Below are 25486 nucleotides of genomic sequence, written 5' to 3' on the forward strand. Positions count from 1 at the left end.
ATGTACATACATTTAATTTGAGAAAAGAAAACTTAACAATTAAAAACCATGATTAAAGCATTTATCATTTTCGCAGCGCTTCTAAGCAATGAAGCAAAAGAAACATACAAAGTAAACGCAGAAGAAAGCACTGTAGAATGGGTTGGCAAAAAGGTAACAGGCCAACACAATGGAGTGATTGAATTGAAAGAAGGCAAGCTTGAAATGGAAGATGGACAGCTTACAGGCGGAACATTCACCATTGATATGACTACAATTGAAGATAAAGACCTTTCAGGAGAATATAAAGGCAAACTGGAAGGTCACTTGAAGTCTGATGACTTCTTTGGAGTGGAAAAATACCCAACTTCTACGTTTGTGATCACAAGCGCCGTTCCTCAAGGACCCGGTAAATACAAAGTGATAGGAAACATTACCATTAAAGAGAACACAGAGGAGATTCAATTTACAGCTAATGTTGAAGAAAAAGATGGAAAGATTACCGCGTCAGCTGACCTCACAATCGACCGATCAAAATTCGACGTTCGGTATGGATCAGGTAGCTTTTTTGATAACCTTGGAGATAAAACGATATATGACAATTTTGAACTTAGCGTGAGCTTAGTTGCGAGTAAGTAAAGTAGGTTAGTGATTAGGTGATGGGCCGCTTCGAGCAATCGGGCGGTCCTTTTTTTGTATCTAATTGTAATAGAACATGCAGGAATCGAAAGTTTGATGATTCCACCTTTGCAGTCATCAACCTGTGAATGCATGAACTTTAATAACCGCTTAAAATTGTACCCACTCAAATTGGTTTACAACAAATCATTGAATGAATGGAGGGTCTACAGAGGAAAAAGTCTACTATTCCTTGGTAGTAAAGATAACTGTAGGCAATTTATTGAAGAAAAACGCAGTAGAGAAGCTTAAAAATGCTTCCATCCTTGCGCCTGTAATTCCACCACATTCTGATTTCTGGTTACAAACGTTCTGCCTTTCTTCTGCGCTTGCATATACCCAATGGTATGAATATCTGCGTGATTCTTAATCTTCTCGAAATCATCTTGCCCTATGGTAAATAGCAGTTCATAATCTTCTCCACCATTAAGCGCACACGAATTTGGATCAATGCTAAACTCAGCGGCTGTTTCAAAAGACTGTTTCTCAATAGGAATTTTATCTTCATAGATCGCCACTCCTAAACCAGACTGCTTGCAAAGATGGAATGCTTCTGAAGCTAACCCATCTGATACATCAATCATGGAGGTTGGTTGAATCCCCAGATCCTTAAACTCGTGTATGATATCCATCCGAGCTTTAGGTTTTAACTGTCGTCCCACCACATAATCGTACTTATCCAGTTTTGGCTGCATGTCCGGGTTGGCAAGGTATTCAGCCTTTTCGCGTTCCAAAATTTGCAATCCCACGAACGCCCCTCCCAGATCACCGGTAACGCAAAGAATATCGTTTTCCATTGCTCCGTTACGGTAGACTACTTTGTCACGATCAACTTCACCAATGGCTGTTACTGAAATCACCAATCCAGCTGAAGATGATGTAGTATCCCCTCCTACCAAATCAACATTGTATTCATCACAAGCCGCTTTGATACCTTCATAAAGAGCCTCGACAGCTTCAACAGAAAACCGATTACTTAGACCCAGATTCACCGTTATTTGCTTGGGTATGCCATTCATGGCGGCAATATCCGAGACATTAACGGCTACCGCCTTGTAACCCAAATGGGGCAAAGGCATGTACGAAAGGTCGAAATGCACACCTTCCAGCAGCATATCTGAGGTGGTAAGGAGGTATTTGTCACCCAAATCATAAACAGCCGTATCATCACCAATACCTTTGACCGTTTTTTCATTCTTAGGCTCAAACTTTTCAGCAATTCGATCGATCAGACCAAACTCACCTATTTCGCCTATTTCTGTACGTTTTTCTTCGCTCATATTTTATATTTAACCTCAGAGAAAACTGAGAGTAAACAGAGACCTCAGAGAAGTCACCTGCAAAAAAAAATCAGTTTCTCTATTACTTTTTTATATAAACCTCAACTGCCGAGAAATTTGTGAAATACTCAAAAAGCTCAGAGCTCTCCGCGAAATACCCCGTGCCCTCTGCGATTAAAAATCACTTAATTTCCTGACACAACTCCACCAGCACACCATTGGCTGATTTTGGATGGACAAAACAAACCAACTTATTGTCCGCACCTTTTTTTGGTTCTTCATTCAATATCTGAAAACCCTCTGCTCTCAGTCTATCCATTTCCGCATAGATATCATCCACCTCAAAAGCAATGTGATGAATACCCTCTCCTTTCTTTTCAATGAATTTCGCAATGGCACTGTCACTTCCTCCCTCAAGCAACTCAATTTTTGTTTCTCCGAGTTGGAAAAATGAAGTGGTTACCTGCTCAGACTCTACTTCCTCAGCTTTGTAAGCAGATTTATTGAAAAGAGTTTCAAAAAGCTTGTTTGAATCATTTAAGTTTTTGACTGCTATGCCAATATGCTCAACGTTTTTCCACATTTTTATTAATTCATTAAAGCTGACAGGTGAGCCAAATGGCAGATTTTCAGCTATGTATGTACAATTTGTCTCAATAATTGGGTTTAGCCTGTCTGCCCTGCCTACCGGACAGGCAGTTGACAAAAGGCAGGCATCATGCTCATTATTATTAAGTTTGCAAAAATGCAGGAACTTTCAGTCGATCTGAAAAGTTTACCGATTAATTAAAGGAAATGGAGCTACGATCTGACGTACATGTAGAATCGGCGAAGATTCAGAATGAAATAAAGAACTTCCTGGGACTAAGAAGTGATGAGGTGATTTTTGAATTTGCCAACAATGATGGGAAAGTGAAGCTGGACCTGATCACAATCAATCCTCGTCATAACCAGTCATTCTTATTCAAAACCATAACGGGATTTGATAAGATGGATGTCCTTCACAAGATGTTGGATTATGTACGCACCCATAAAGACAAGGAAAGCTCTTTTACCATTCAGTGGATGATGAAAGGTATGAATGAACTTCAGACGTCCTATTTCCGCGCAAAAAACATGTATGACGCCATGGACAAACTGTATTATGGCCGAGATATGAATAATTTGACTGTATTTAGCATAGTATTAAATCCTGTAGCCTGATGATAAATGTAACTGACAAAGCAAGAGAAGAGATCGTAACCTTGCTGACTAAAGAGGGTAAATCCCTGGAGAACAACATTCGTGTTTCTGTAAAAGGAGGCGGATGCTCGGGCTTAATGTATGACCTTTCTTTTGACCCGGAGATTCATGAAGCTGATGAAGTGTTTGAAGATAAAGGTGTGAAAATACTGGTAGACAAAAAGAGTTTGCTATATCTGCTTAATACGACTCTTGATTTCTCTGACGGGCTAAATGGCAAAGGCTTTCAGTTTGTAAATCCAAATGCATCCCGAACCTGTGGATGTGGAGAGAGTTTTTCAGTATAGAAATTTAAGAGATGTGACTATTTTAGTCGCATGAAAAAATGGTCTTCCGATCGTTGGATTAGTATTGTTGCTATTGTTGCTTCATTAGGAACGCTATTCACCATCATCTATCAAACTGATATTTTCAGAAAACAGCAATATGCATCTGTACTCCCCTACTTAGAATTGTGGAATTCTTCAAATAATGACTCGTACCGGCTAATTCTAATTAATAATGGTATTGGCCCTGCATTTATTGAAGAAGTCAGCATTCTATATAAAGACAGTGTTTATCAGCTTGACCCGGCAGAATTTACCAGAAATGTGGTTGATCCAATTGACACGATCACTCGCTTTGGTCACTCAAACATCCGCAAGGGCAGGCTGGTACCGGCCGGAACGCAAATTAATCTAGTTCAAGCCTTGGACGATAGTACAAATGCAACCAAACTTTGGTCTTGGTTTTCTGGAGGAGATACTACCAGAGTCCATAGACCGGAAATAGAGATCATTTATGCCTCTGTTTATGGTGAAAGGTGGAAGATTCAAAAATATGGAACTGACCAGCCGATCAAATTAGATTAATCCCTGGTTTCTCGCTGCTTCAATGTTTTTGATGTTTGAACATCCGTTCTACTATTAATTCCATCTTCTTTAATCAACTCATATTGCGATTCTACAAATAAGGCATGATCGTGATACACTGCAATGGGAGTTTTTAACATTTCAAGATTTGAAGACAGATAATCTAAAAAATCATGACTGTCCAACTCCATGACTTCACTTAATTGAATCTCCCCGTCAACGTTGATTAATTTTTTAGCCTTGATTCCAAGCTTTTCGGCCAGGTTGCTAAGTTGAAGTTGTGTGATTTTATCATGCCTGATATCCAACTCTTTGGTTTCGTAATGTCTTAGCGATTTAGCATAAATTAAACCTTCTCTCTGCTGAATATCAGATGAGTCATATATGTAGAGTATTTCATTTTTGCTAACCTTCATACCCTATTAAGTGATTTTAAGGTCAAATTGTTTCCAACATACATTTTCATTTCATATTTCAAAATAATTAAAATGAATAGCAACTATATCAAATATTTATCGTAAAGTTGTATATACAACTGATATGAACTATCCATTACTAGAAGCTACAGACCCTACTACCTGCCTCTCAGGGAAGATGTCTCGGATAAGCCGTATAACCGCTAATATCTTTAGAAAGCACATCAAAGAGTACGGACTTTCGAATAGTCAAATGAGCTTACTATTCGTCCTTTCTAAGCGAAGAGATTTGACTCAAAAAGAACTGTGTGATATACTCTTCATGGAAAAATCTACACTTAACAGAAACCTGAAACGGTTGGTTGATCAAAAGTATGTTACTAAAAAAGATTTTCCAGCGCTCAATATCACAGAAACAGGAAAAGCACATCTTGAAAAAGCCATCCCGGCCTGGAGAAAAGCTATGAAGGAAATTCGATCGCTTCTACTCGCAGATGGAGAAGAGGCGGTAGACACCATTTTAACTAAACTAAAACAATCACAACTATGATGCTCAAACTCGGTTACATTGGACTTACAATCGCTGTGTGTGTTTTGCTCATTCATTTTGGTTTTATAGCTATCAATAAAAGCTTTGAGGCCTCAAAACGGAAGAGTAAAAAAAACCAACTTATTGCAGGAGTTGTTCTTTGGCAAATTTATCTGGTACTTGTCGGTTCATGGGATTTCATTCAATCCTATTCTTTCCCGCCTCGTTTTGCACTTATGATGATTATCCCTGCCTTCATTTTTACAGGGGTATTTGTTTATCGTAATAGAAATGAGGTATGGATACAACACCTTCCCACAAAGTCAATCTTCTATTTTCAGTCTTTTAGAATTTTGGTTGAAAGCTTATTTGTTGCTTCTGTGGCAGCCGGCATTCTACATAAGGAAGCAAGCATTGAAGGGTACAATTACGATATGGTTTATGCGATTACAGTACCAATTGTTGGTTTGATCGCTTTTAATGGAAAGTCTCCAAACCTGAAGCTTGTAAGATTTTGGAACTATTTAGGATTAATAATTTTAGCCACTGTCATTTTTGTATTTATGACGAGTGTTTACAAGCCTGACCTTTATGGAGCAAATGAGCCATTACTACCTTTTGCTGCTATGACTTACCCTTACGTATTGGTTGCAGGAAGTCTTATGCCGATTGCTGTATTCATGCATGTACTGTCAATCGCACATTTAAATAAATTGATTGGAAAGAAATGAGAAACAAAAAATGTGGTGAGAAAGGCATTTAATAAGCTCTTACTTCTATCCCCTTCATAAAGTTGATAAATGCTTTATTCACTACTTTATTTCCTCCAGGTGTAGGATAATCACCAGTGAAATACCAGTCGCCTAAATGATTTGGACAAGCTTTGTGCAGGTTATCCACCGTCTGATAAACCACTTCAACTTCGGCTTTCATACCTTTAGGCTTCACTATCTCTGTGATCTTTTGAGATATCTCTTCATCCGTAAACTGATGATAAAGCTCATTAACATGATTAACAGGAGTAGGATCAGATTGGCTGGCCAGACATTTGTCAAATACAATATCCAGCAATTCTTCCTTGCCATGATCCTTTAGCAATTCCAAAACAGCCCTGAAGGCAAGAAACTCCTTCATCTTGCTCATATCAATTCCGTAGCAGTCAGGGAAGCGAATTTGAGGTGCCGAAGATACAATAACGATCTTCTTAGGCTCTAAACGATCAAGCAGCGTTAAAATACTTTTTTCGAGTGTTGTTCCACGAACTATACTGTCATCGATTACCACCAGCGTGTCCGTATGTTTGTTAATTACCTCGTAGGTTGTATCATAGACATGTGAGACCAGTTCATCCCTCCCTTTGTCATCAGTGATGAACGTTCTGAGCTTTGCATCTTTCAACACCAGTTTTTCAACTCTAGGCTGAAAGTTGAGCATTTCCTCAATTGAATCCGCAGATGGCTTACCTTCAAGAATAACCTCCATGCGTTTGGCAATAAGGTATTTTTCCATTCCATTCATCATTCCCAGAAAAGATGTCTCTGCCGTATTTGGAATGTAAGAAAACACGGTATTTCTCAAGTCAAAATTGATTGACTTTAATATCTGAGGCACCAATAGCTCCCCAAGCTTCTTTCGCTCACTATAAATATCCGGGTCTGTTCCTCTAGAAAAATAGATGCGCTCAAATGAACATGACTTGCGTTCTAGTGGCTCTATAAATTGTTTTTGTTCGTAACTACCACCCTTACCAATCAGCAGTGCATGACCGGGTTTGATTTCCTGGATATCATCATATTCACACCCAAAGGCAGTTTTGATTGCTTGCTTCTCTGATGTCACTACAACGACTTCATCATCCGCATAGTAGTATGCTGGTCGAATCCCTGCAGGATCTCTGGCGACAAATGACGCTCCGTACCCAATAATTCCAGCCATCGCATATCCACCATCAAAATCTCTACATGACCGGTGAAGAACGCGCTGAAGATCAATTTCTTCTTCTATTTTGTAAGTGATCTCTTCATTGGAAAGCTCATCCTTATACTTATCAAAAATTCGCTGATTCTCTTCATCCAGGAAGTGACCAATCTTTTCCATCACAGTGACAGTATCAACTTTGTCTTTTGGAAACTGTCCCAATCCAACCAGGATATTAAAAAGCTCTTCAACATTCGTCATGTTGAAATTTCCAGCCATTACAAGGTTTCTACTCCTCCAGTTATTCTGCCTTAAGAATGGATGGCAGTTTTCGATGCTGTTTTTTCCGTGAGTTCCGTACCTCAGATGACCCAACCATGATTCCCCTGTAAACGCATAATTTTCCTTCAGCCATTGGGCGTTAGATTCATCGCCTCTAGGGTCCTTTTTTGCCTTCAAGTATTTCTTGCTGATCTTCCCGAAAATCTCTTCAATCGGATTTGAGTTAATCGTACGGTAACGGGAAATATACCTCAGCCCGGGTGGAATATCGATTTTGATACTTGCTACTCCAACACCATCCTGCCCGCGATTACTCTGCTTTTTCATCAGCAGGTACATCTTTTTGGCTGCATAAGCAGGCGTGCCGTATTTGTCAATGTAATATTGGAGGGGTTTCCTTAAGCGGAGGTGGGCTATGCCACATTCGTGTTTTATCGGGTCACTCATGGACGTTGTTAAGCAATTGTTGTGCTTCCATTACCAGCTGAGGTGCAAAGAACAACAATAACAACACAATACAGAAAAGAGTTGCCAGAATTTTCGTCGATAAATTTAAATTAATAGACTGATTATCTGTTGACTGGCTTAGAAATATCGCTCGTGGGATTCGTAGATAGAAAAAGAGCGAGCCTACTGTAGCAATTACTGCGACAATTAAATACCACAACATCTGACTGTTTTCCAATAAAGAATACCCTTCCCATAAGGTGGTGAACAGGAACAGTTTAGCAGTAAAACCAGCCAGTGGCGGTAAACCCACAAGCGAAACAAGTATCAATGAAAATATAGCTCCTATCCAAACAGACCTGGAGGTTTGTTTGTAATCATCGATTTCAACTATTCCGTTTCGTTCATGTACATCTAACAGGTAAAAAGTGACCATGTTCATAATAGCATAAACAACCGAGTAATACCATAATGACTCTGATGCAGTAGTCGATTGGATCAATGTCAAAGGCAATAAGAAGCCGGAATGAGCAATGGCTCCAAAACTGATCATACGCCGAGCATTGCTTTGCCTAAAAGCTCCCAAAGTACCAGCAACAATGGTGAGAATCCCCAGCCCTAAAACAAGACTGTATATCCAATGGTTTGAGGTAAAAATTTGCCCTTCAAATATCCTCTTTAGCAACACCAGAGCTGCTAGTTTTGGAACGATGGACATGAATGCAGTCGCATCTGCAGGGGCTTCCTGGTAAGTGGCGGGTACCCATAAATGAGCCGGTGCAATAGAGATTTTAAAAAAGATACCCACCAGCAATAATATAAACCCAACTTGAGGAAGGAGGGCACTAAATGTTTCAGAGTTCCATTCACTAACCAAAAAGGTGCTTGTTGATCCATAGATTATCCCAAGACCAAAGAGCATGATAGCTGAACATATTGCTCCGAATAGCAAGTACTTTATACTTGCTTCAAACCCCTTCTTCTTAAATGAAAAATTGGTCAGGATGTAAGAGGAAAATGAAACCAGCTCAATAGATAAGTAGATGATGAGCAAGCTATTAGCCTTCATCATTAACAGACTCCCTGTCAACATTGAAAGGATAAAGAAGTAGAATTCTGTGCTATGCTTATCTCCCCTTTTAAACAACAGCAAAAACGAAGCGGTTATTAGAAAAAGGATTCCAAAAGTAGACGTATGAACTGACAGAAATAGAGATCCAGAGAGGATGTCTCCCCTTAATCCATTCGTCAAGTTGAGGTAGCAAGCAAATATTAAAACTATAAGGAATAATGCTTTAATCGCTCTGCCAGATCGAGCTAGACCTAGCACTAAAACCGCAATTGCGCCAAGCATCAAAGCACTCTCTGCCCATACACCTTGCAGATCTGCTAATATTCCATTTAATTGGTCAATGAGGTTCATGGTTGACCGATGCTAAATTGCTGAATGAAAAAATTGATGGTTTCATTGCTGTAATCCAGCACCAACCGCGGGTAAATACCCATGGCAATTACCAGAATGGTCAACGGGATCAACATGAGTTTTTCTCTGGCAGTGAGATCAAACATACTACTCTCCCAAGCAGATTCACGAACAAAGTATTTTCCATAAAACATGCGCTGGATGGTCCAAAGGAAATAGGCAGCTGATACTGCTATTCCAAGTGTGGAAAGTATTCCAATCCAAAGTGAGAACTGAGAACTACCAAAGGCTCCCATTAATACCATCAATTCACCCACAAATCCGGATAATCCAGGCAACCCTAAACCTGCAAAAAAGAATACAGCCATGAAAAATGTGTAAACAGGCATCTTGGCAGCCAATCCGCTGAAATTCTCCATTTGCCGGTTTCCGGTACGGTCATAAATCACGCCTGCAATTAGAAAGAGTGCGGGAGAAATCAATCCATGAGAGATCATGTGAAAAAGTGATCCTGAAAAACCTACCGAGGTTATTGATCCAAGGCCTACCAGAACAAATCCCATATGTGAGACCGAAGAATAAGCGACCATCCGCTTAAGGTCCCTTTGGGCCAGTGCATTCATGCCTCCATACAGAATGGATATCACACCGATGATCGCAACGAAACCGGAAAAATCAATTGCTACATCAGGAAAGATACCATATGCGATCCGGAGTAGTCCATAAGCACCAACCTTTAACAAAAGACCAGCTAATACTACGGAAATTGGTGTTGGTGCCTCTACGTGTGCGTCAGGTAGCCAAGTATGAACCGGAACCGCAGGTAGCTTAATCCCAAAGCCGATGATTAAAAAGATGAAGGCCAATACTCTTGCTGAATATCCGAAAATCAATTGAGGAGATCCTGGGTCTAACACAGTATCTGACGCATAGGCACCATCCAGCATTTTTACCATACTAAAGGTGCTTGAATCTCCATCTACAACGCTCAAATACAATCCAATCATTACCACCAGTATGAAAAGGGAGCCTAATAGTGTGTAAAGGAAAAACTTAATGGATGCATACGAACGCCTGCTTCCTCCCCATATCCCGATAAGGAAAAACATTGGAAGTAGCATGAATTCAAAACACAGGTAGAAAAGGAAGAAATCAAGTGCAATGAAACAGCCTATTATGCTTGAACTTAGTACCAAATACAGGATATGATAGCCTTTGGCTTTTTCTTCAATATTCCAGGATGAAATCACCCCGATAAGCAGAACAAAACTTGAAAGCGCGACCAATGGCATGCTGATGCCATCAACGCCTAAGTAATATTGGATACTAATTGTCCCGATACTCCCCAGAGACATGTTGATCCAGTTTGCTTTCTCTACAAACTGAAAGGCTCCTTCCCAACTTTCAGGAACCAGTGATTGGTCAAAGTTGATCATCAGTATGACTGAAAGCACCAGCTGGATTGCTACAGCAGCAAAAGATAGCCTTCTAAATACTTTCCATCGCTCTGCCGGGATGAAAAGCATAACCAATGCAATAAGCAATGGAAACAGGAATATATAGGTTAGGGTGTTTTGCATGCGACGCTAAAAAAACAGTATCCAACTTAAAATCAAAATAACTCCTGCAAGTAGCCAGGCTAGCTGCGTTTGTATATCACGTGAACTCAAACCTGCCACCCGCTTTCCTACGAATGCTGAAATATGACCACATAGGTTAACTGGTCCATCAACCATGAAACGATCTATCAGGGCAATCACCTTAGATATTACCACTGAACCAACACCAACGAAATGAATGAATCCATCTACGACCATTTGATCAACGGCAAAAGTGAATTGCGAAAATCGACTGAAACCTCTTCCGATAGATTGATACAATGCTACCAGATAAAATCCATTGAAAGCTAATTTGAACTTTCCAACTTCCAGTTTGGAGAACGATTGCTCGTAATTTGAACCAGGCTTGAAAAAGGAGTAAGCCAAAACCAGTCCTGAGATAGCAAGCAATGTTGACAAGATCATCACAATCAGCGAAATAGAATCGCTTGAGTGACTAGGAGTGCTACTCCAATACCCTGAAAGCCGGCTTTCATGAGCGAATGGATTCCAGTCAAAGACAAACCAAAATGAACCTAAAGCCAAAACGATCAATGGTACTTTCAGCGATAGATTTTCAGAAAAAGCCACGATCTTTTCCTCTAACCTATTTTCACTATAGAATACCAATAACACCATTCTTCCTACATAAAGCGCGGTAAGAAATGCGGTAATCAATCCGACATCAGGCACAATGTACGCCCAGGCACCTATCTGTTCTGCCCACTCCCACCCGGCAATAATGATTCCTTCTTTGGACATAAACCCACTGAAAAAAGGAATGCCAGTAAGCGCGAGTGCGCAAACTAAAAAGGTACTGTAGGTCCATGGAAGTGCTTTTTTCAAGCCTCCCATATTTCGCATGTCTTGTGCATCTGCTTTGGTCACTTGATGTAGGTAATGAATGATAGCTCCGGCTCCAAGAAACAATCCTGCTTTGAAAAAAGCATGGGTAAACAAATGAAAAATGGATGCTGATCCTGCCCCCACTCCTATTCCCATGACCATATACCCTAATTGAGAAATGGTTGAATAGGCCAATACTTTTTTAATGTCATGCTGAAATAGCGCACACAAACCTCCATAAAGCGCAGTGAATGTTCCGGTTAATGCGACAATGATCAATGTGCTTTCATGCATGAATGGAGCCACTCTAAACAGTAAGTAAACACCTGCAGCAACCATGGTAGCAGCATGTATCAGGGCTGATACGGGTGTTGGGCCCACCATCGCTTTGGTCAGCCAGCCCGAGAATGGCAGCTGAGCAGATTTCCCAAAAGCACCAATGGCTACCAATATTGAAGGCAAGAACAACCAGGTTCCGCTCAGTTCAGAAATATTGAGCGATCCGGAATTGTTTATCATTAAAATCCCTGCAAGCAGTGCTACATCCGCAATTCGGTTGACCATAAATGAAAGTCTGGCTGAAGCTGGGATTCCATCCTTCTTATACCAAAATCCAATCAACAGGTAAGAAGTAAGCCCAACCAGCTCCCAGAATACAAACAGCAGGATTAAGTGATCCGCCAAAAGCAGTCCAATCATGGAAAAGGTAAATAGCCCCAGCTTGGCAAAGTATCGGTGCTTTCCATCGTCTTCTCGCATGTATTCCAGGGAGAAAGTGTGCACCAAAAGGGATATAAGTGTCACCAGGCATATTAGAATAGCTGCTGTACTATCCAGTTTAATTCCAAGGGAATAATCAGGTAGCCATTGGATGGCTGTATTGAATTCAATGCTATTTATAATAACAAGCAATGAAGCTGCAAATGAAAGTCCGATACCGCCTATTGAGTAAGAGGTATTTTTGAAGAGCATTCCAAAAACTCCTCCTGCAAGAGGTAAGAACAAAAGCGATATGATCAATACTTCATTCACGCTTCCTTTGTGTTTATAGGGCCACCACTTTGTGCCCACTCCGTCCATGACCCATCATAAACAGGGCTTATTTTATCGGAAATAAGCGAATGAGCCAGTGAAACAATACAGGCTGTAAGGCCTGATCCACAGGAAAAAGCAAGCGGTTCATCAAGGTTGGTATGTTTAAATAGTTCTTTTAGCTCATCCGATGATTTGAAATAACCATCGTTTAAAACATCCTCATGTGGAATGTTTGATGAATCTGGAATATGACCAGATTTCAAACCTTCCCTTGGCTCAGGAGCAGCTCCATCAAACCTTCCTTTGGATCGGGCATCCACAACATGGAAGCTCTGTGAAGTCAGGTTTTGATTTATATCCTGAATGCTTTTCACCAACTCCTTATTGAAATTAGTCTTAAAATTTCCTGGTCGATCTGCCTGACTTGGAGATTCTACTGTTGCCCGGTTTTCTTTTATCCATGCCGGTAAACCACCATTCAATACTGCTATCTCCTCATGTCCCATCACACGAAACATCCACCATACCCGGGGACTCCAGTAAATTCCGGCATTGTCATAAACCACAATTTTACTAGTGCCATTGATTCCTAACTCACGACACTTTCGCTCGAAATATTCAGGACTTGGAAGGGTGTTTGGTAGCTCGCTATACTGATCTGAAAATTCCTTCAAGTTAAAAGTAATTGCCCCTGGAATATATTTCCCCTGAATAGCATTTTCCTGCTTATTTACGCTTGTTGACTGACTGGCATCCAGAATAAGCAGTTCCGGATCGTCAAGACGTTGCTCGAGCCAGTTTGTATCTACCACCTTTTTCATGTGTTTCCAATTTGGTTTAACTCATCCAGGTTTGAGACTCGGGATTTGCGGTAAATATTTAACAGGATAGCCAGCGCAATCGATACCTCACAAACAGTGAGAACCACCGCGAAAATGGCAAAAATTTGGCCGTTCATTGCCGGGTCAAATTGTGAAAATGAAGCAAGCACTACGTTAGCTCCATTTAGCATCAACTCCACTCCTATGAGCACAAAAATGGCACTCCTTCGGGTAAGCACGATGTATGTCCCTGATGCGAACAAAAATGCAGCGAGGTAGAGATAATATGTTAACATTTGTTCACTCATCCGCAGCATTTTTAGCAAGGTAGGCAGCCCCTACCAGCGCAACCAACAATACAAAAGCGATCAATTCGAAAGCAACTATATGATCAGTCAGAAAACTAACTCCAATCTGAGCGATCTGATCTTCATTCTTTTCAACCGAAGTGGTTTGGAAAGGTGAGATTGAAATTAGATAACACAAGCCGGCAAACACTCCTACCGAAATGATTCTTCCAATCCACTTATTATTAGATCCTGACAGGACTTTTTCGCCCCTCAATCGATTGGTCATCATCACTCCAAAAGCCAGAAGTATAACCACTCCACCAGCGTAAAGCATGATTTGCACAACGGCCAGCAATTCAGACATCACCAGGACATACACTCCAGCAATACCAAGTAAAGTAAGACACAAGGCATACGCCGCATGTACAATATTTCGGGTAAAGAGGATAATACCAACTCCTGCAAGTACCATCATCAAAAGAAATATCTGAACTGTAATTATCATTTCTTTTTAGGGATTCGCGGTTTAAATACAGGTTTTGCAGCGGGCTTTTTCATCACATCAGATTCCTTCTTTATGGCCGGCAGTTCAGGCTTAGCCTTCAGTTTGTCTGCCTGATAATCTTCAAACTCCTGTTTCTTTTCAGCTATCTCCTGATCAGTCATCTTGCTGAAGGAAAAGTTGTGATCCAGAATATCGTTCGTGCTGAAATCAAACTCCTTCGTCATGGTCAGGCATTCGGTTGGACACACCACTGTACATAAACCACAAAAGCAGCACTTTGCCATATCTATGTCAAACTTTGCCGCATGGATTCTTAACGGAGTGCCATCTGACGTTTGACCAAATACCTCAGGTGAACGAACAGGTTCAATGTCAATGCAATCGACCGGGCAAACTTTTGCACACTTGTCGCAGACGATGCAGTCATCGATTTCATTGTGGAGCTGATACCTTCCATGATCCGGTACAGGTATTTGCTCATGCGGGTATTGAACGGTGAAAGTACCGTTTGCTTTTTCAAAGTAGTTATCTTCTGTGACAGACTCCTTCTTTCTACCCTTTCTGGCTTGAAAGAAATACTGAATGGAAAGCATCATGCCTTTCCATGTAGTTTGAATTCCCTGCGATATGTTACCCAAATAGCTCATTTCAACCAATCAACCATAATTTCCATAAAGCACAAACAAACAGCATCACAATCGAGATTGGAGTTAAGTATTTCCATGACAAACTCATCAACTGATCGACTCTTAATCGAGGTAAAGTCCACCGAACCCACATCTGCACAAAGATCAAAAGCAGTGACTTGGATAACAACCAAAATGTACTCCAAATAGGTCCATTGGCTATCTTTTCCATTGGAGAATTCCATCCTCCAAAAAACAGGATCGATGCAAGAATCGATAGCAGAAGCATCATTCCATACTCAGACAACATGAAAATACCCCAACGGAATCCCGAGTATTCAGTATGATAACCTCCAATTAGCTCAGACTCTGATTCCGGCAGATCAAAAGGTGTTCGGTTTGATTCAGCCAGTCCGGATATAAAGAAGATGAAAAATGGAATGATGAGTACCGGATGGCTGATGATATACCAGGATAATATCCCGCCTGATTGAAGCACACTCATTTGATGCAAATCAAGTGTTCCAGAGATAATAATCACACATAAGACACTTAAGCCAAGCGGCACTTCATAAGAGATGATCTGAGCAACCGACCGCATTGCGCCATACAAGCTGTATTTGTTGTTGGAAGCCCAGCCAGCCATCAGTATGCCAAGTACATCGAGTGAAACAATGGCGAGTAGGAAAAATACACCGCTTGTAATCGTAGATCCTGAAAGATCTGCATTGACAGGTAATACAGCAAACCCTGTGAATACAGCAGCAAAAACAATAAATGGTGCCAGTAAATAAGGAATGATGTCTACAGCACTTGCTCTGATATCTTCTTTCTGCAGCATTTTCAGCAAATCTGCTACTGTTTGAAGTATTCCTTTTGGTCCTACCTCCATTGGTCCCAGCCTGTTTTGGATGAAAGCAGCGGTCTTCCGCTCCGCATAAACAGCAAAGACAACAAAGATTAATAGGAACGCAAGGTAGAAGGCGAATGAAATCACACTCGAATTTACCTACCAAGTAGGTTTAAGAAAATATTATTTGGGATTTATGTGCGAATTATCCTGGAAGCCAGCCAACATTAACACTATCGACTCGGAGATAGTCAATGGTCATGGTGCCAAAAATCACATTTTTAAGGATAACCGTCACATTATACGGCTGCTTGGCTAATGCTTTTTCACGTTCAGCTTCATTGATCCTTACCTCCACGATTCCTTGTGTTGCTTTCTCTTCTAACAAATCCTCAGGTCGGTCTTTCATCACATCATTACAAAGTGAGGCGTCTATTGGTCCACTGAATTTTTTGCGAATTACCTGAACGACCTCTGCTTTCCCAAGAGCATATGCCTGCACTTGTGTCAATTCTATTGAACTGACGTCAAGAATAACAGAAACGTATTCAGTATTATCCTCCGATAATTTATAAACGATAAAATTTCCACAACCCAAACTTCCTCCTGAGTACGGATGCATTGATTTCGTGCTCTTATTGACTGCACATGCAGAAGCTCCCAGGATAAGAAATGAAATCAACAACTTATTCATATTTAAATCTAATGCAATTCATCCCAAATAGGGACACGTTCAAGGTGAACTTCTTTACCAAAGAATGTTTTGGTTGTATGCTCAAATGATGGGGTAAAATCAGAAACCATAAAGCGATCTGACTCCAGAGACCCTTTATTAATCAACTGGTTGTATTCCAGAAAAGACTTCAGTGCATTCGCAACAGTCTCAGCTGAATCGATGATTTCAACCTCCTCGTTCAAATCGGCATAATGTTGACCGATTTCATTTTTGATGATTGGATAATGGGTACAACCAAGTATCAATGATTTGATCCCATTGAGAAGTGGATCATTTAAATACTTAGAAATTACGTTGGTACTTATGATATCATCATGAATACCTTCCTCGATCATTGGTACCAACAAAGGAGTGGCGAGCGAGGCAAAATCTATGTTCTGCTTCAATTGCTCTATTTTACGCGCATAAACTCCAGCTGAAATTGTTTGTTTAGTACCAATTAGACCAATTTTGTCATCACGATGGTTTTCACGAATAAAATCTACAGTCGGGTTTATTACATCGAACACCCTGGCTTTCTTCCCCACATATTCTGTTACTAATTCATAGGCAGCTGAAGAAGCTGAATTACATGCAATCAGAATCACCTTGCATTTCTCCTTCAAAAGCATTTCAGCAATTCTAACCGAATAGGCTTGTATCGCCGCTGTTGATTTATCTCCATAGGGTAAATGCGCTGTGTCACCAAAGTAGATAATAGACTCATTTGGAAGCACCTTCTTAACCGCTCTTGCCACGGTAAGCCCTCCTATTCCACTATCAAAGATGCCAATGGGTTGGTTAGATTTCATGTATTTCAGTAACCTCCAAATTTCAAATAATAAATGACAAACAAAAACTCAATAGATCAAACACCAAACAAAAATCAACTTACAAATAACAAAACTCAACCTGATTTGCTGATAATGGCAGACAAAATTTTCTTTAACTCTGTGGCTTCATCAAAATGAGTTTTTATTTCACTAGAAAATTCTTGATCATTCGTCTCTAGTATTAAACGCAACCAATATGCGCTTTCTTTGGCCTCTTTCCGAGAAATTTTAACACGGAACAAAAAATCTTTCTTACTCAAAGCTTCATTTGCTTCGATATAGTTTGCACCAATTGAACCAGAAGATCGAATTACTTGCTTTACATCTTCAATATTAGCAGGAGTTTTTGGTAATTTCTTAGACAACATTCGAATTGATTTAGTGAATTGAAATGTTCGCTCTTCTAGATCGTAAACCTTTTCAGACATTGAAATTTGAACGTTTATTTGGGATTTGGTTTCTTGGATATTGGAATTTCTATTTCCAAAAGAAAACCCCTCAGTAAATTAAACCAAGGGGCTGCAAGTAAAGAGTTAAAATTTAATTGTGCTAATTCAAATTTACTCAATTCGTCATCGCAACCAAAAGATCACTTTGTGTAATGATATGCGGATTGTTGTTCTCATCCCTGATCATCAAAGCTTTTTTCTCTTTGCTCAACATTGATGACATTACATCGATTGGCTCCAACGAAGAAATAAACTGAAATGGTGCTTCCATTATTTCAGAAACCGGCTTTCCTTTCAATTCAGGATTCTCAACCAGGCTCTTGAGCAGCAAACTATCTGAAACACTTCCAACAAATTCGTTTCCATCAACTACTGGTGCCTGATCTATGCCTTTTTGATTCATCAGCTTGATCGCCTCCCCAACCTTCATTGTCTGTTCAATGGTCACCAAATCTGATGCGCCATTCTTGCTCATGATGATATCCTTTGCTGTCGCAAACTTTCGGTCTTCCAGGAATCCATGATCTTTCATCCAATCGTCGTTGTAAACTTTTCCAAGATACCTGGTTCCATGATCCGGTAGGATGATCACCATCACATCATCTTCTTTCAAATTTTCTTTTGCATACTCCAGTGCCCCATGAACAGCGGATCCGCAGGACCATCCAATGAACAGTCCTTCCTCTCGAGCAAGTCTTCTGGTCATAATCGCCGCATCCTTGTCAGTCACCTTCACGATATGATCCACCATATCAAAATCCACATTCTTTGGCAGAATGTCTTCGCCAATTCCTTCTGTCAGGTATGGATAAATCTCTTTTTCATCAAAAACGCCTGTTTCTTTATACTTTTTAAAAACAGATCCATACGAATCCAGCCCAATGGTAATTACATTAGGGTTCTGCTCTTTCAGGTACTTAGATGTTCCGCTAATTGTACCTCCCGTCCCCATTCCTGCAGCATAATGTGTGATTTTTCCATCTGTATCACTCCAAATTTCAGGACCTGTTGTTTCGTAATGCGAGATTGCATTCGCAGGATGGTCGTATTGATTGGGGTAGAATGAATTTGGAATGTCCTTTTCGAGCTGTTTTGCAACCGAATAGTATGACTTAGGATCATCCGGCGCTACGTTTGTCGGGCAAACCACTACCTCTGCACCCATGGCTCTAAGCACATCCATCTTTTCTTTACTTTGCTTATCTGCCAAGGTGAAAATGCATTTATAGCCTTTAGAAATAGCCACGAGTGCTAATCCCATGCCTGTATTTCCTGAAGTACCCTCGATAATGGTCCCTCCCGGTTTAAGAATGCCTTTTTCTTCCGCATCCTCAATCATTTTCAACGCGATTCGATCCTTGATGGAGTTTCCGGGATTGAAATACTCTACTTTAACTAAAATCGTCCCTTTTATACCTTTATTGACACTATTTAGTTTGAGAAGTGGGGTATTTCCGATTCCCTCCGTTAGATTATTTAGATACTTCATTTTTGAGTTTTAGAATGAAACGCAAAGGTAGAAAAACACAGTTCAACTTCCTATTTGGACACTACATCGAAATAAATGGCTGAAATTCATGATTAGCAAAACTAATTGCACTAACAACTACGTATATTTGATATGTTATCAATTGATAAGATGAAAAAGGTCATATCGTTTTTAATATTGATTGGTTCTTTTGCTATAGTAGCTCAAGAAACTTCGCTTAATAATTACACCGGAGATTGGGGCAATAACGCTTCCTGGTCTGGCGGATGGACTGATGGTTCGCCTGCTTTTTTAAACCTCCCGGAGACCAATGCTGACATTACCATCCAGGGAAATATAAAAGTTGGTACTACGGTTTCAGATCAAGATTTAACATTTTCTGCTAACAAAGATGCTTATGATCTTACTGTAAATGACACATTGGTTGTTCATGGAGATGTAACCTTTGCCAATAAAGCAATGAACCTAAATTTAGGTGATGATGGTGTTTTTATAATATTTGGGGACCTGGAAATGAATAATAAAATCAATATCGCTAGTGGTGGAACATTGGTAGTGAGTGGGAATTTTCATAAAAATGGCTCTCAGGGAACATACACTGGTGATGGAAATGTATATGCCGGATCCTACAGTGGCGATGCTCAATCTACCATTGACGATGGTACAGGTGAAGATAGTTCATTCACAATTGACCAACTTTCTGATGACGGCTTTGATGAAATTGAAGAATATGTGAATAGCGGAGGCTCTACACCTCTACCTGTTGAACTGCTTTACTTTGATGTATCAAAATCTGACAACATTATCCTCACCTGGGCAACTGCTTCTGAAATCAACAATGATCACTTCATTATCGAAAGGTCCGAAGATGGCTCTCATTTCTATGAAATAGGAAGAGTAGATGGAAATGGAGATTCCAACAAGGAAATCAAATATGAATTCACAGATAAATTTGTTCTGTCGCAAGTTGAATACTACCGTTTAAAGCAGGTAGACTTTGATGGTCAATTTGAATATTTTGAGGTTAAACGGGTCGATACAGGAATAGAAAGTAAGATGAGCCAAATCATTGCCTATCCTACTACTGTTAAAAATGGTGTAATTCAGTTGACATCAAACACTCCATTCCAGATCAAACAAATTACGCTCTACAACCTGTCAGGTGGTGAAGCTAAAAGCCTGTCACAGAATACTGTTCAGGAAAACTCGCTTAATTATCTTGTGAATACTGCAGATATAGGAAAAGGCTATTATTTCTTAAAAGTAACCGCTTCGGATGGGACTGAATTATCCACTCGAATAATAGTAGAATAAGCTCCGAATTGAATCATTATCTTTAGTGCCCAAACACTAAAACATGAGATCAATTTTTACTCTATCCCTTATTATTCTTGGTACAACCATTTGGGGGCAAAACTCTTATTTCCCAAAAGTTCTTTCCATGCGAGAGCGTGCGGAGGTCATAGACCAATGGTTAGAAGAACGAGTGCAAACTGTATTGCCTGAAGTGATGCGCCGTTCAGAGATAGATATGTGGATCATCATAGCCAGGGAATACAATGAAGATCCGGTCATCAAAACACTGCTCCCCGCCACCTGGCAATCTGCGCGACGAACCACCATGCTCATCGCATATAATCCGGGTGAAGGCAAGCCTTTGGAGACATTCGGAATGTCCAGGTACAATACTGGTGAACTTTTCAAAACAGTCTGGAACAAGGAAGAACAACCAGATCAATGGAAAGCATTGGCTGATATGATTGTCTCCAAAGAACCGAAGAAGATTGGAATTAATAAGTCGGAAACATTTGCTTTGGCTGACGGCATCTCCTCCACGCATTATGATATGCTGATGGAAGTACTCCCCAAAAAATATCAGTCGCGTGTTGTAAACGCTGAAAATGTAGCGATCGGTTGGTTGGAAACCCGCACAGAAAGCGAGATGATAGTCTACCAGAACATCGTAAGAATGGCGCATCAGATTATTGCTGAAGGGTTTTCAGAAAAAATCATTCAGCCAGGAGTCACTACCACTGACGATGTAGTCTGGTGGTACAGAGATCGAATACGAGAGCTCGGCTTTACGGCATGGTTCCACCCTTCTGTATCTATTCAGCGAAAAGATCCGGAATCATTTGACCACCTAAGATCATTCTCTGAACGACCGGAACAGCAAATCATCTATCCCGGTGATTTGTTACATGTTGACTTTGGGATCACTTACCTGAGGCTCAACACCGATACTCAACAGCATGCGTATGTTTTGAAACCAGATGAAAAGGAAGCGCCCGGTTTTCTCAAAGAGGCTTTCAAAAAAGGAAACAGAGTTCAGGATATCCTGACTGATAATTTTAAGACCGGACGAAGTGGCAATGAAATTCTGAAAGCTACACTCGATCAATGCGAAGCAGAAGGCTTAAAAGGTGTGATCTATACCCATCCTATCGGTTTTCATGGTCATGCCGCCGGGCCCACCATCGGTTTATGGGATCAGCAAGGGGGAGTGCCAGGAAAAGGAGATTATCCATTATATCCAAATACGGCTCATTCCATCGAATTGAATGCTGGAGTTTATTTAGAAGAATGGGGAAAAGAAATTCGGATCATGCTGGAAGAAGATGCCTTCTTTGATGGTGAAAATGTGAGGTATATTGATGGCCGAGCTACAGAAATCATGACCATTCCAAGAGTCTTATTTCCAAACGAATGAACTTTCACCTTCACATACCGGAAGGACAATTAGCCTTACACATTCAATCTATTGCCTATTTTGACACCTACAGTCCGGATCATGATAAAGAACGTTTGCTACCCGATGGATGTCAGACCCTGATCATTGATCTTACCGAAACGCCCAAGCGCATCTTCGATAATATTGACCTCACTGATAAGCAGCTATGTAAACACTATTGGTTCTCAGGTGCCAGAAATGAGCTCCTCACCATTGATTCCGGAGGTATCAACTCCAGCATGCTGGTGATCAACTTTACCTTCACAGGTGCCTATCAATTTATTCATCATCCCTCAGAACAAACAAGAAGTCAGGTCATAGACGCAGATGTCTTTTTTCAATCCCAAATACATTCACTAAGAGAGCAGTTGCTCAACACAGCAGAAGTTCAAACTAAGTTTTCCATAACCGAGCATTTTTTAAAACAAAAGCTTTTGGATCAAAGCCCTCCTGAAGCTATCATACGTGCTTCCAACCTCATTGCCTCCAATCCCAAAGCAGGAACATTGAAATGGATATCTGAAAACAGTGGATACAGTCAAAAGCATTTTATCAATCAATTCAAGAAATATGTTGGGCTTACACCCAAAGGATTTCAAAAGGTAATGCGTTTTCAGAAAGTGGTAAAAGATCTCGAATCTGTCAAAACCATCAACTGGACTCAACTCGCATTGGATTGTGGTTATTATGATCAGGCACACTTCATCAATGAGTTTAAAACCTTCTCCGGGTATAATCCCCAACAATATCTCTCCGAGAAAGGGCCCGATCTCAACTATATTCCTCTGAGGTAAATTTTTTCCAATACAGAGTCTTCGTCACCACCTACTTTTATCCTAAAAAACGTATGGAAGACATGTACATCAATCACTGGGCAGTGCTCGTCGCTGCAATTTCCAACTTAATTGTTGGAGCAATCTGGTATTCACCGGCGCTGTTTTACAATGCATGGAAAAATGAAAACAACAAAACAGACGATGATTTTAAAGACATTAATGTTGGAAAACTCTATGGTATATCTACCATTCTTTCGGTCATCATCTGTTACAACATGGCATTTTTTCTGGGAGATTCAAACACAGATTGGGTCTGGGGAACAACCGCAGGATTTCTTACAGGATTTGGTTGGGCAGCAATGATCTTCGTCATCATTGCCATGTATGAGCAAAAATCCATCCGCTACATGCTGATCAATGGAGGCTACATTGTAGTGTATTTCACTCTGATTGGCTTTATATTGGGAATCTGGAGATAATTCCTATTAAACAATCGTCATAAGAAACATGAAATACTTGAGCGCCTTTCTCATCATTGTTTGCATTGGTATCAATGGATGCAGCGAACCATCAAAATCTTACTCGCTTGTATACGTTACTGACGCTAATATTCAGGAAATGGAGGTTTACAAGACTGACCTAACCAATGAGCCGATCAAACTATTTGGTGATACTTCCTACTATGTATATGGCCTGGCTCCTTCCAAAGATGGTCGATCCATCTACTTTCGGGATTTCAAAGGAAGTACCCCGGATCTGAGAAAATATGATGTCAAATCCGGTGAGATCTCCGATTTCATTGCAACCGAATTCAAAGAAGGTGGTATGGACATGACCAAAGATGGATGTGTGGTTTACGTTTCCAACAAGGACAGTGAAAAACCGGAAGTTTATTACATAAATACCAAAGGAGAAGAGACACGAATTACTTCCAATGATTTTTGGGAACTTTCGGCAAAATTTTCTCCTGATGGAAAACGGATTGTCTTCAGCAGGCAAATCACCTCCCCAGATTCCACAGATGTAACCGGAAATGGAGAGCTCTTTATTTATGACCTAAAAAAGAAGGTTGAAACCAGGCTTACTGATAAGAAAGGGTTTGACGCATTACCCGACTGGTCACCCGATGGAAGTCAGGTTGTATTTCATGGTTGCGTTGAGGGAGGCTGTCATATATTCATTATTAACAGAGACGGAACCGGCATTAGGCAAATAACGAATGAGAATGACAACCGCTGGCCGAGGTGGTCTCCGGATGGGGAATGGATCGCTTTTACTTCAACCCAAAATGAGCAAACCGATATCCATATTATAAGGCCTGATGGCTCTGAAGAACGAAAAATTACAAAATCTCCAAAACGCGAAGAGATCGCAGAATGGATATTAAACATCGATTAAAATGAAAAAAAACAATATATACATAGTCCTCCTTGTCTTATTTGGATGTCAGTCTCCCTCAAATGAAGAACCTGAAACCAACAATTATCGTATTGCCTATAATGTCTGGACAGACCAGCAAGGAGATAACTATGAAGTTTTCAGCATGAAAACAGATGGTTCTGATGCCAAAAACATTACCAATCTTTTGGGTGTTGAGTGGACGTATTCTGCTTATGGTTCGGACGTACTCTATATCTCTGACAAAGACACCTGTGCCAGGTGTTACTTCCTCTACTCAACAGATGCTTATGGTACCGAACACTCAAAGATTGGCGGGCCGCAACTTAAAGACAGCTGGATGAGTACGCGAAAAGGTGGTGAAGAAATCATTGTAAACCCCATAGTAAAAGGTGATAGTGCATTTTACATTATTGACAGACAGGGTGCATTGGTTCAAAAAGTCTATACCGGTCTCCCCTACTTCAGTGATCCATGCTTTTCACCTGATGGATCGGAGATTGTTTTCAGAGGATCTGAGAAGCGCTTTCGTCCGAATATCGGCTATCAGGATGAACTGTATATTGTTGGAGTGGATGGCAGCAACTTAAGACAACTGACCTACTATCCTGAAGGAGACACCACGGCAGATTGGTACAGCTACCATGCAGGCCCGCCTTTCTGGGAACCAAATCGAAATATTATTACCTATCACTCGAAACAGCAAGGTGGATCATATCTATTCCAAATCAACCCGGATGGATCAGGTTTGAAAAAACTAACTCCTGATTCAATCACCATCGGATGGCATTCTTGGTCTCCCGATGGAAGCATGATCACTTTTGATGCTAATTCGGGTGGCAGAGAAGGGAAAATGAATTTCGACATCTTCACGATGAATTATGAATCAGGCGATATCACACAGGTTACGACAGACACACTGTTTGAGCAGGCCCCTGTTTTTGTGGAGGTGAAGTAGAAAGAATTATTAACTAAACATCCCCCTAGCCCCCTTCAAAGGGGGAATATCCCCTTGAGGGGATTATAGGGTTGTTTTAAAGATTTGATTATTTAAATTACAAAGCTTACATCACAGTCAAAATCACTCCCATCAATGTAAGTAGCACTACAAAGTAGAAGCCATTGATAAACCACAATTTGAATGATGTTCTTGAGAACAAGGCGTTCACCCCCATAGACAGAGCAATAAAAAAGAACCCAATGTGGAATCCGTAGGCTGCTCCTTGCCCCACCGAAGGTTCTGTTCCACCGTGACCTAAAAAGAAAGCAAGTTGCAACGCAATGATAAACTCCAGCACGAAAGCCGTCCCGTAAATTTTTGCCATATTGGCATCCTTGAGGTCATCCTCAGTAAAACCCATTTCCGCCATCCAGGCTTTGCCAAACAATGGCCCATACCAAATTCCGCCTACGACAAAAGCTGATACAGTAGCTACCACAACCGCCAACCAGTTAATTGATGAAAAATCCATAATTGTGT

General features: G+C 40.6%; 29 protein-coding genes. 12 read left to right on the forward strand and 17 right to left on the reverse strand.

Annotation, left to right across the window (positions count from 1 at the left end; genetic code table 11):
- Nucleotides 1-48 precede the first annotated feature (48 nt).
- Nucleotides 49-618 (forward strand): YceI family protein, encoded by a 570-nt coding sequence (locus CHB71_RS06635; protein WP_089356110.1) that lies wholly within the window; start codon nucleotides 49-51, stop codon nucleotides 616-618.
- Between the two features lie 287 nt (nucleotides 619-905).
- Here CHB71_RS06635 and thiL read toward each other — a convergent pair whose 3' ends face one another.
- Both thiL and mce read right to left on the reverse strand, forming a co-directional pair.
- Nucleotides 906-1937 carry a thiamine-phosphate kinase gene (thiL, locus tag CHB71_RS06640; protein ID WP_089356111.1) on the reverse strand — a complete coding sequence of 344 codons (1032 nt, stop codon included), beginning with the start codon at nucleotides 1935-1937 and terminating at the stop codon, nucleotides 906-908.
- Nucleotides 1938-2118: 181 nt separating this feature from the next.
- Nucleotides 2119-2520: a methylmalonyl-CoA epimerase gene (mce, locus tag CHB71_RS06645; RefSeq protein ID WP_089356347.1), complete on the reverse strand. Its 402-nt coding sequence runs from the start codon at nucleotides 2518-2520 to the stop codon at nucleotides 2119-2121.
- A gap of 212 nt (nucleotides 2521-2732) precedes the next feature.
- On the opposite strand from mce, the gene CHB71_RS06650 reads away from it, so the two are divergent.
- The 3 genes from CHB71_RS06650 to CHB71_RS06660 are packed head-to-tail and all read left to right on the forward strand — an operon-like array spanning nucleotide 2733 to nucleotide 4030.
- On the forward strand, nucleotides 2733-3140 hold the full coding sequence (locus CHB71_RS06650) for a hypothetical protein (RefSeq protein ID WP_089356112.1): 408 nt from the start codon (nucleotides 2733-2735) through the stop codon (nucleotides 3138-3140).
- Nucleotides 3140-3466, forward strand: coding sequence for a HesB/IscA family protein (locus CHB71_RS06655; protein ID WP_089356113.1), 327 nt, complete (start codon nucleotides 3140-3142; stop codon nucleotides 3464-3466). Before CHB71_RS06650 ends, CHB71_RS06655 begins: the two co-directional genes overlap by 1 nt.
- A gap of 30 nt (nucleotides 3467-3496) precedes the next feature.
- Entirely contained in the window at nucleotides 3497-4030 is a 534-nt protein-coding gene (locus CHB71_RS06660; RefSeq protein WP_089356114.1) for a hypothetical protein, read from the forward strand.
- On the opposite strand, the gene CHB71_RS06665 is transcribed toward CHB71_RS06660, so the two are convergent.
- Nucleotides 4027-4446, reverse strand: a complete 420-nt coding sequence (locus CHB71_RS06665) for an arsenate reductase family protein (protein WP_089356115.1) — start codon at nucleotides 4444-4446, stop codon at nucleotides 4027-4029. The two genes, CHB71_RS06660 and CHB71_RS06665, sit on opposite strands and share 4 nt — an antisense overlap.
- Nucleotides 4447-4570: 124 nt before the next feature.
- Between CHB71_RS06665 and CHB71_RS06670 the strand changes: the two genes are divergently transcribed.
- Nucleotides 4571-4996: a MarR family winged helix-turn-helix transcriptional regulator gene (locus CHB71_RS06670; RefSeq protein WP_089356116.1), complete on the forward strand. Its 426-nt coding sequence runs from the start codon at nucleotides 4571-4573 to the stop codon at nucleotides 4994-4996.
- Nucleotides 4993-5706, forward strand: coding sequence for a hypothetical protein (locus CHB71_RS06675; RefSeq protein ID WP_089356117.1), 714 nt, complete (start codon nucleotides 4993-4995; stop codon nucleotides 5704-5706). The genes CHB71_RS06670 and CHB71_RS06675 overlap by 4 nt, the downstream gene beginning before the upstream one ends.
- A 28-nt stretch (nucleotides 5707-5734) precedes the next feature.
- On the opposite strand, the gene CHB71_RS06680 is transcribed toward CHB71_RS06675, so the two are convergent.
- From CHB71_RS06680 to CHB71_RS06740, 13 genes are all read right to left on the reverse strand, one after another.
- Entirely contained in the window at nucleotides 5735-7621 is a 1887-nt protein-coding gene (locus tag CHB71_RS06680; RefSeq protein WP_089356118.1) for an amidophosphoribosyltransferase, read from the reverse strand.
- Nucleotides 7614-9044: an NADH-quinone oxidoreductase subunit N gene (locus tag CHB71_RS06685; RefSeq protein WP_089356119.1), complete on the reverse strand. Its 1431-nt coding sequence runs from the start codon at nucleotides 9042-9044 to the stop codon at nucleotides 7614-7616. Before CHB71_RS06685 ends, CHB71_RS06680 begins: the two co-directional genes overlap by 8 nt.
- Nucleotides 9041-10624, reverse strand: a complete 1584-nt coding sequence (locus CHB71_RS06690) for a complex I subunit 4 family protein (protein ID WP_089356120.1) — start codon at nucleotides 10622-10624, stop codon at nucleotides 9041-9043. Before CHB71_RS06690 ends, CHB71_RS06685 begins: the two co-directional genes overlap by 4 nt.
- A 6-nt stretch (nucleotides 10625-10630) precedes the next feature.
- Complete coding sequence (locus tag CHB71_RS06695) at nucleotides 10631-12520, reverse strand: NADH-quinone oxidoreductase subunit 5 family protein (protein ID WP_179213327.1); 1890 nt, start codon at nucleotides 12518-12520, stop codon at nucleotides 10631-10633.
- Nucleotides 12517-13344 (reverse strand): sulfurtransferase, encoded by an 828-nt coding sequence (locus CHB71_RS06700; protein WP_089356122.1) that lies wholly within the window; start codon nucleotides 13342-13344, stop codon nucleotides 12517-12519. Before CHB71_RS06700 ends, CHB71_RS06695 begins: the two co-directional genes overlap by 4 nt.
- The gene (nuoK, locus tag CHB71_RS06705) at nucleotides 13341-13652 is read right to left on the reverse strand and encodes an NADH-quinone oxidoreductase subunit NuoK (RefSeq protein ID WP_089356123.1); all 312 of its coding nucleotides are present in this window, start codon (nucleotides 13650-13652) and stop codon (nucleotides 13341-13343) included. Before nuoK ends, CHB71_RS06700 begins: the two co-directional genes overlap by 4 nt.
- A complete protein-coding gene (locus CHB71_RS06710) occupies nucleotides 13645-14139 on the reverse strand; it encodes an NADH-quinone oxidoreductase subunit J family protein (protein WP_089356124.1) in 495 nt (164 codons plus the stop codon). The genes nuoK and CHB71_RS06710 overlap by 8 nt, the downstream gene beginning before the upstream one ends.
- Complete coding sequence (locus CHB71_RS06715) at nucleotides 14136-14786, reverse strand: 4Fe-4S dicluster domain-containing protein (RefSeq protein ID WP_089356125.1); 651 nt, start codon at nucleotides 14784-14786, stop codon at nucleotides 14136-14138. Before CHB71_RS06715 ends, CHB71_RS06710 begins: the two co-directional genes overlap by 4 nt.
- Nucleotide 14787: 1 nt before the next feature.
- Nucleotides 14788-15762: an NADH-quinone oxidoreductase subunit NuoH gene (nuoH, locus tag CHB71_RS06720; RefSeq protein WP_089356126.1), complete on the reverse strand. Its 975-nt coding sequence runs from the start codon at nucleotides 15760-15762 to the stop codon at nucleotides 14788-14790.
- 58 nt (nucleotides 15763-15820) lie between these two features.
- Nucleotides 15821-16309, reverse strand: a complete 489-nt coding sequence (locus tag CHB71_RS06725; RefSeq protein ID WP_089356127.1) for a hypothetical protein — start codon at nucleotides 16307-16309, stop codon at nucleotides 15821-15823.
- Nucleotides 16310-16317: 8 nt separating this feature from the next.
- Nucleotides 16318-17142 (reverse strand): glutamate racemase, encoded by an 825-nt coding sequence (murI, locus tag CHB71_RS06730; RefSeq protein ID WP_089356128.1) that lies wholly within the window; start codon nucleotides 17140-17142, stop codon nucleotides 16318-16320.
- A 95-nt stretch (nucleotides 17143-17237) separates the two neighbouring features.
- A complete protein-coding gene (locus CHB71_RS06735) occupies nucleotides 17238-17591 on the reverse strand; it encodes a four helix bundle protein (RefSeq protein WP_089356129.1) in 354 nt (117 codons plus the stop codon).
- Nucleotides 17592-17727: 136 nt separating this feature from the next.
- Nucleotides 17728-19101, reverse strand: coding sequence for a cystathionine beta-synthase (locus CHB71_RS06740; RefSeq protein WP_089356130.1), 1374 nt, complete (start codon nucleotides 19099-19101; stop codon nucleotides 17728-17730).
- Nucleotides 19102-19251: 150 nt separating this feature from the next.
- Here CHB71_RS06740 and CHB71_RS06745 point away from each other — a divergent pair, with 150 nt between their 5' ends.
- The 6 genes from CHB71_RS06745 to CHB71_RS06770 are packed head-to-tail and all read left to right on the forward strand — an operon-like array spanning nucleotide 19252 to nucleotide 24964.
- Nucleotides 19252-20415, forward strand: a complete 1164-nt coding sequence (locus tag CHB71_RS06745; protein ID WP_179213328.1) for a T9SS type A sorting domain-containing protein — start codon at nucleotides 19252-19254, stop codon at nucleotides 20413-20415.
- 43 nt (nucleotides 20416-20458) lie between these two features.
- Nucleotides 20459-21811 carry a M24 family metallopeptidase gene (locus CHB71_RS06750; RefSeq protein ID WP_089356132.1) on the forward strand — a complete coding sequence of 451 codons (1353 nt, stop codon included), beginning with the start codon at nucleotides 20459-20461 and terminating at the stop codon, nucleotides 21809-21811.
- Entirely contained in the window at nucleotides 21808-22626 is an 819-nt protein-coding gene (locus CHB71_RS06755; protein WP_089356133.1) for an AraC family transcriptional regulator, read from the forward strand. The genes CHB71_RS06750 and CHB71_RS06755 overlap by 4 nt, the downstream gene beginning before the upstream one ends.
- Nucleotides 22627-22679: 53 nt before the next feature.
- A complete protein-coding gene (locus CHB71_RS06760) occupies nucleotides 22680-23087 on the forward strand; it encodes a DUF1761 domain-containing protein (RefSeq protein ID WP_089356134.1) in 408 nt (135 codons plus the stop codon).
- A 28-nt stretch (nucleotides 23088-23115) separates the two neighbouring features.
- Nucleotides 23116-24006, forward strand: a complete 891-nt coding sequence (locus tag CHB71_RS06765; protein WP_089356135.1) for a PD40 domain-containing protein — start codon at nucleotides 23116-23118, stop codon at nucleotides 24004-24006.
- 1 nt (nucleotide 24007) lies between these two features.
- On the forward strand, nucleotides 24008-24964 hold the full coding sequence (locus CHB71_RS06770; protein ID WP_089356136.1) for a TolB family protein: 957 nt from the start codon (nucleotides 24008-24010) through the stop codon (nucleotides 24962-24964).
- A gap of 106 nt (nucleotides 24965-25070) precedes the next feature.
- Here CHB71_RS06770 and CHB71_RS06775 read toward each other — a convergent pair whose 3' ends face one another.
- Nucleotides 25071-25478, reverse strand: coding sequence for a DUF1761 domain-containing protein (locus tag CHB71_RS06775; protein ID WP_089356137.1), 408 nt, complete (start codon nucleotides 25476-25478; stop codon nucleotides 25071-25073).
- Between the last annotated feature and the right edge of the window lie 8 nt (nucleotides 25479-25486).

The organism is Ekhidna lutea (assembly GCF_900188325.1).
Classification (GTDB): domain Bacteria; phylum Bacteroidota; class Bacteroidia; order Cytophagales; family Cyclobacteriaceae; genus Ekhidna; species Ekhidna lutea.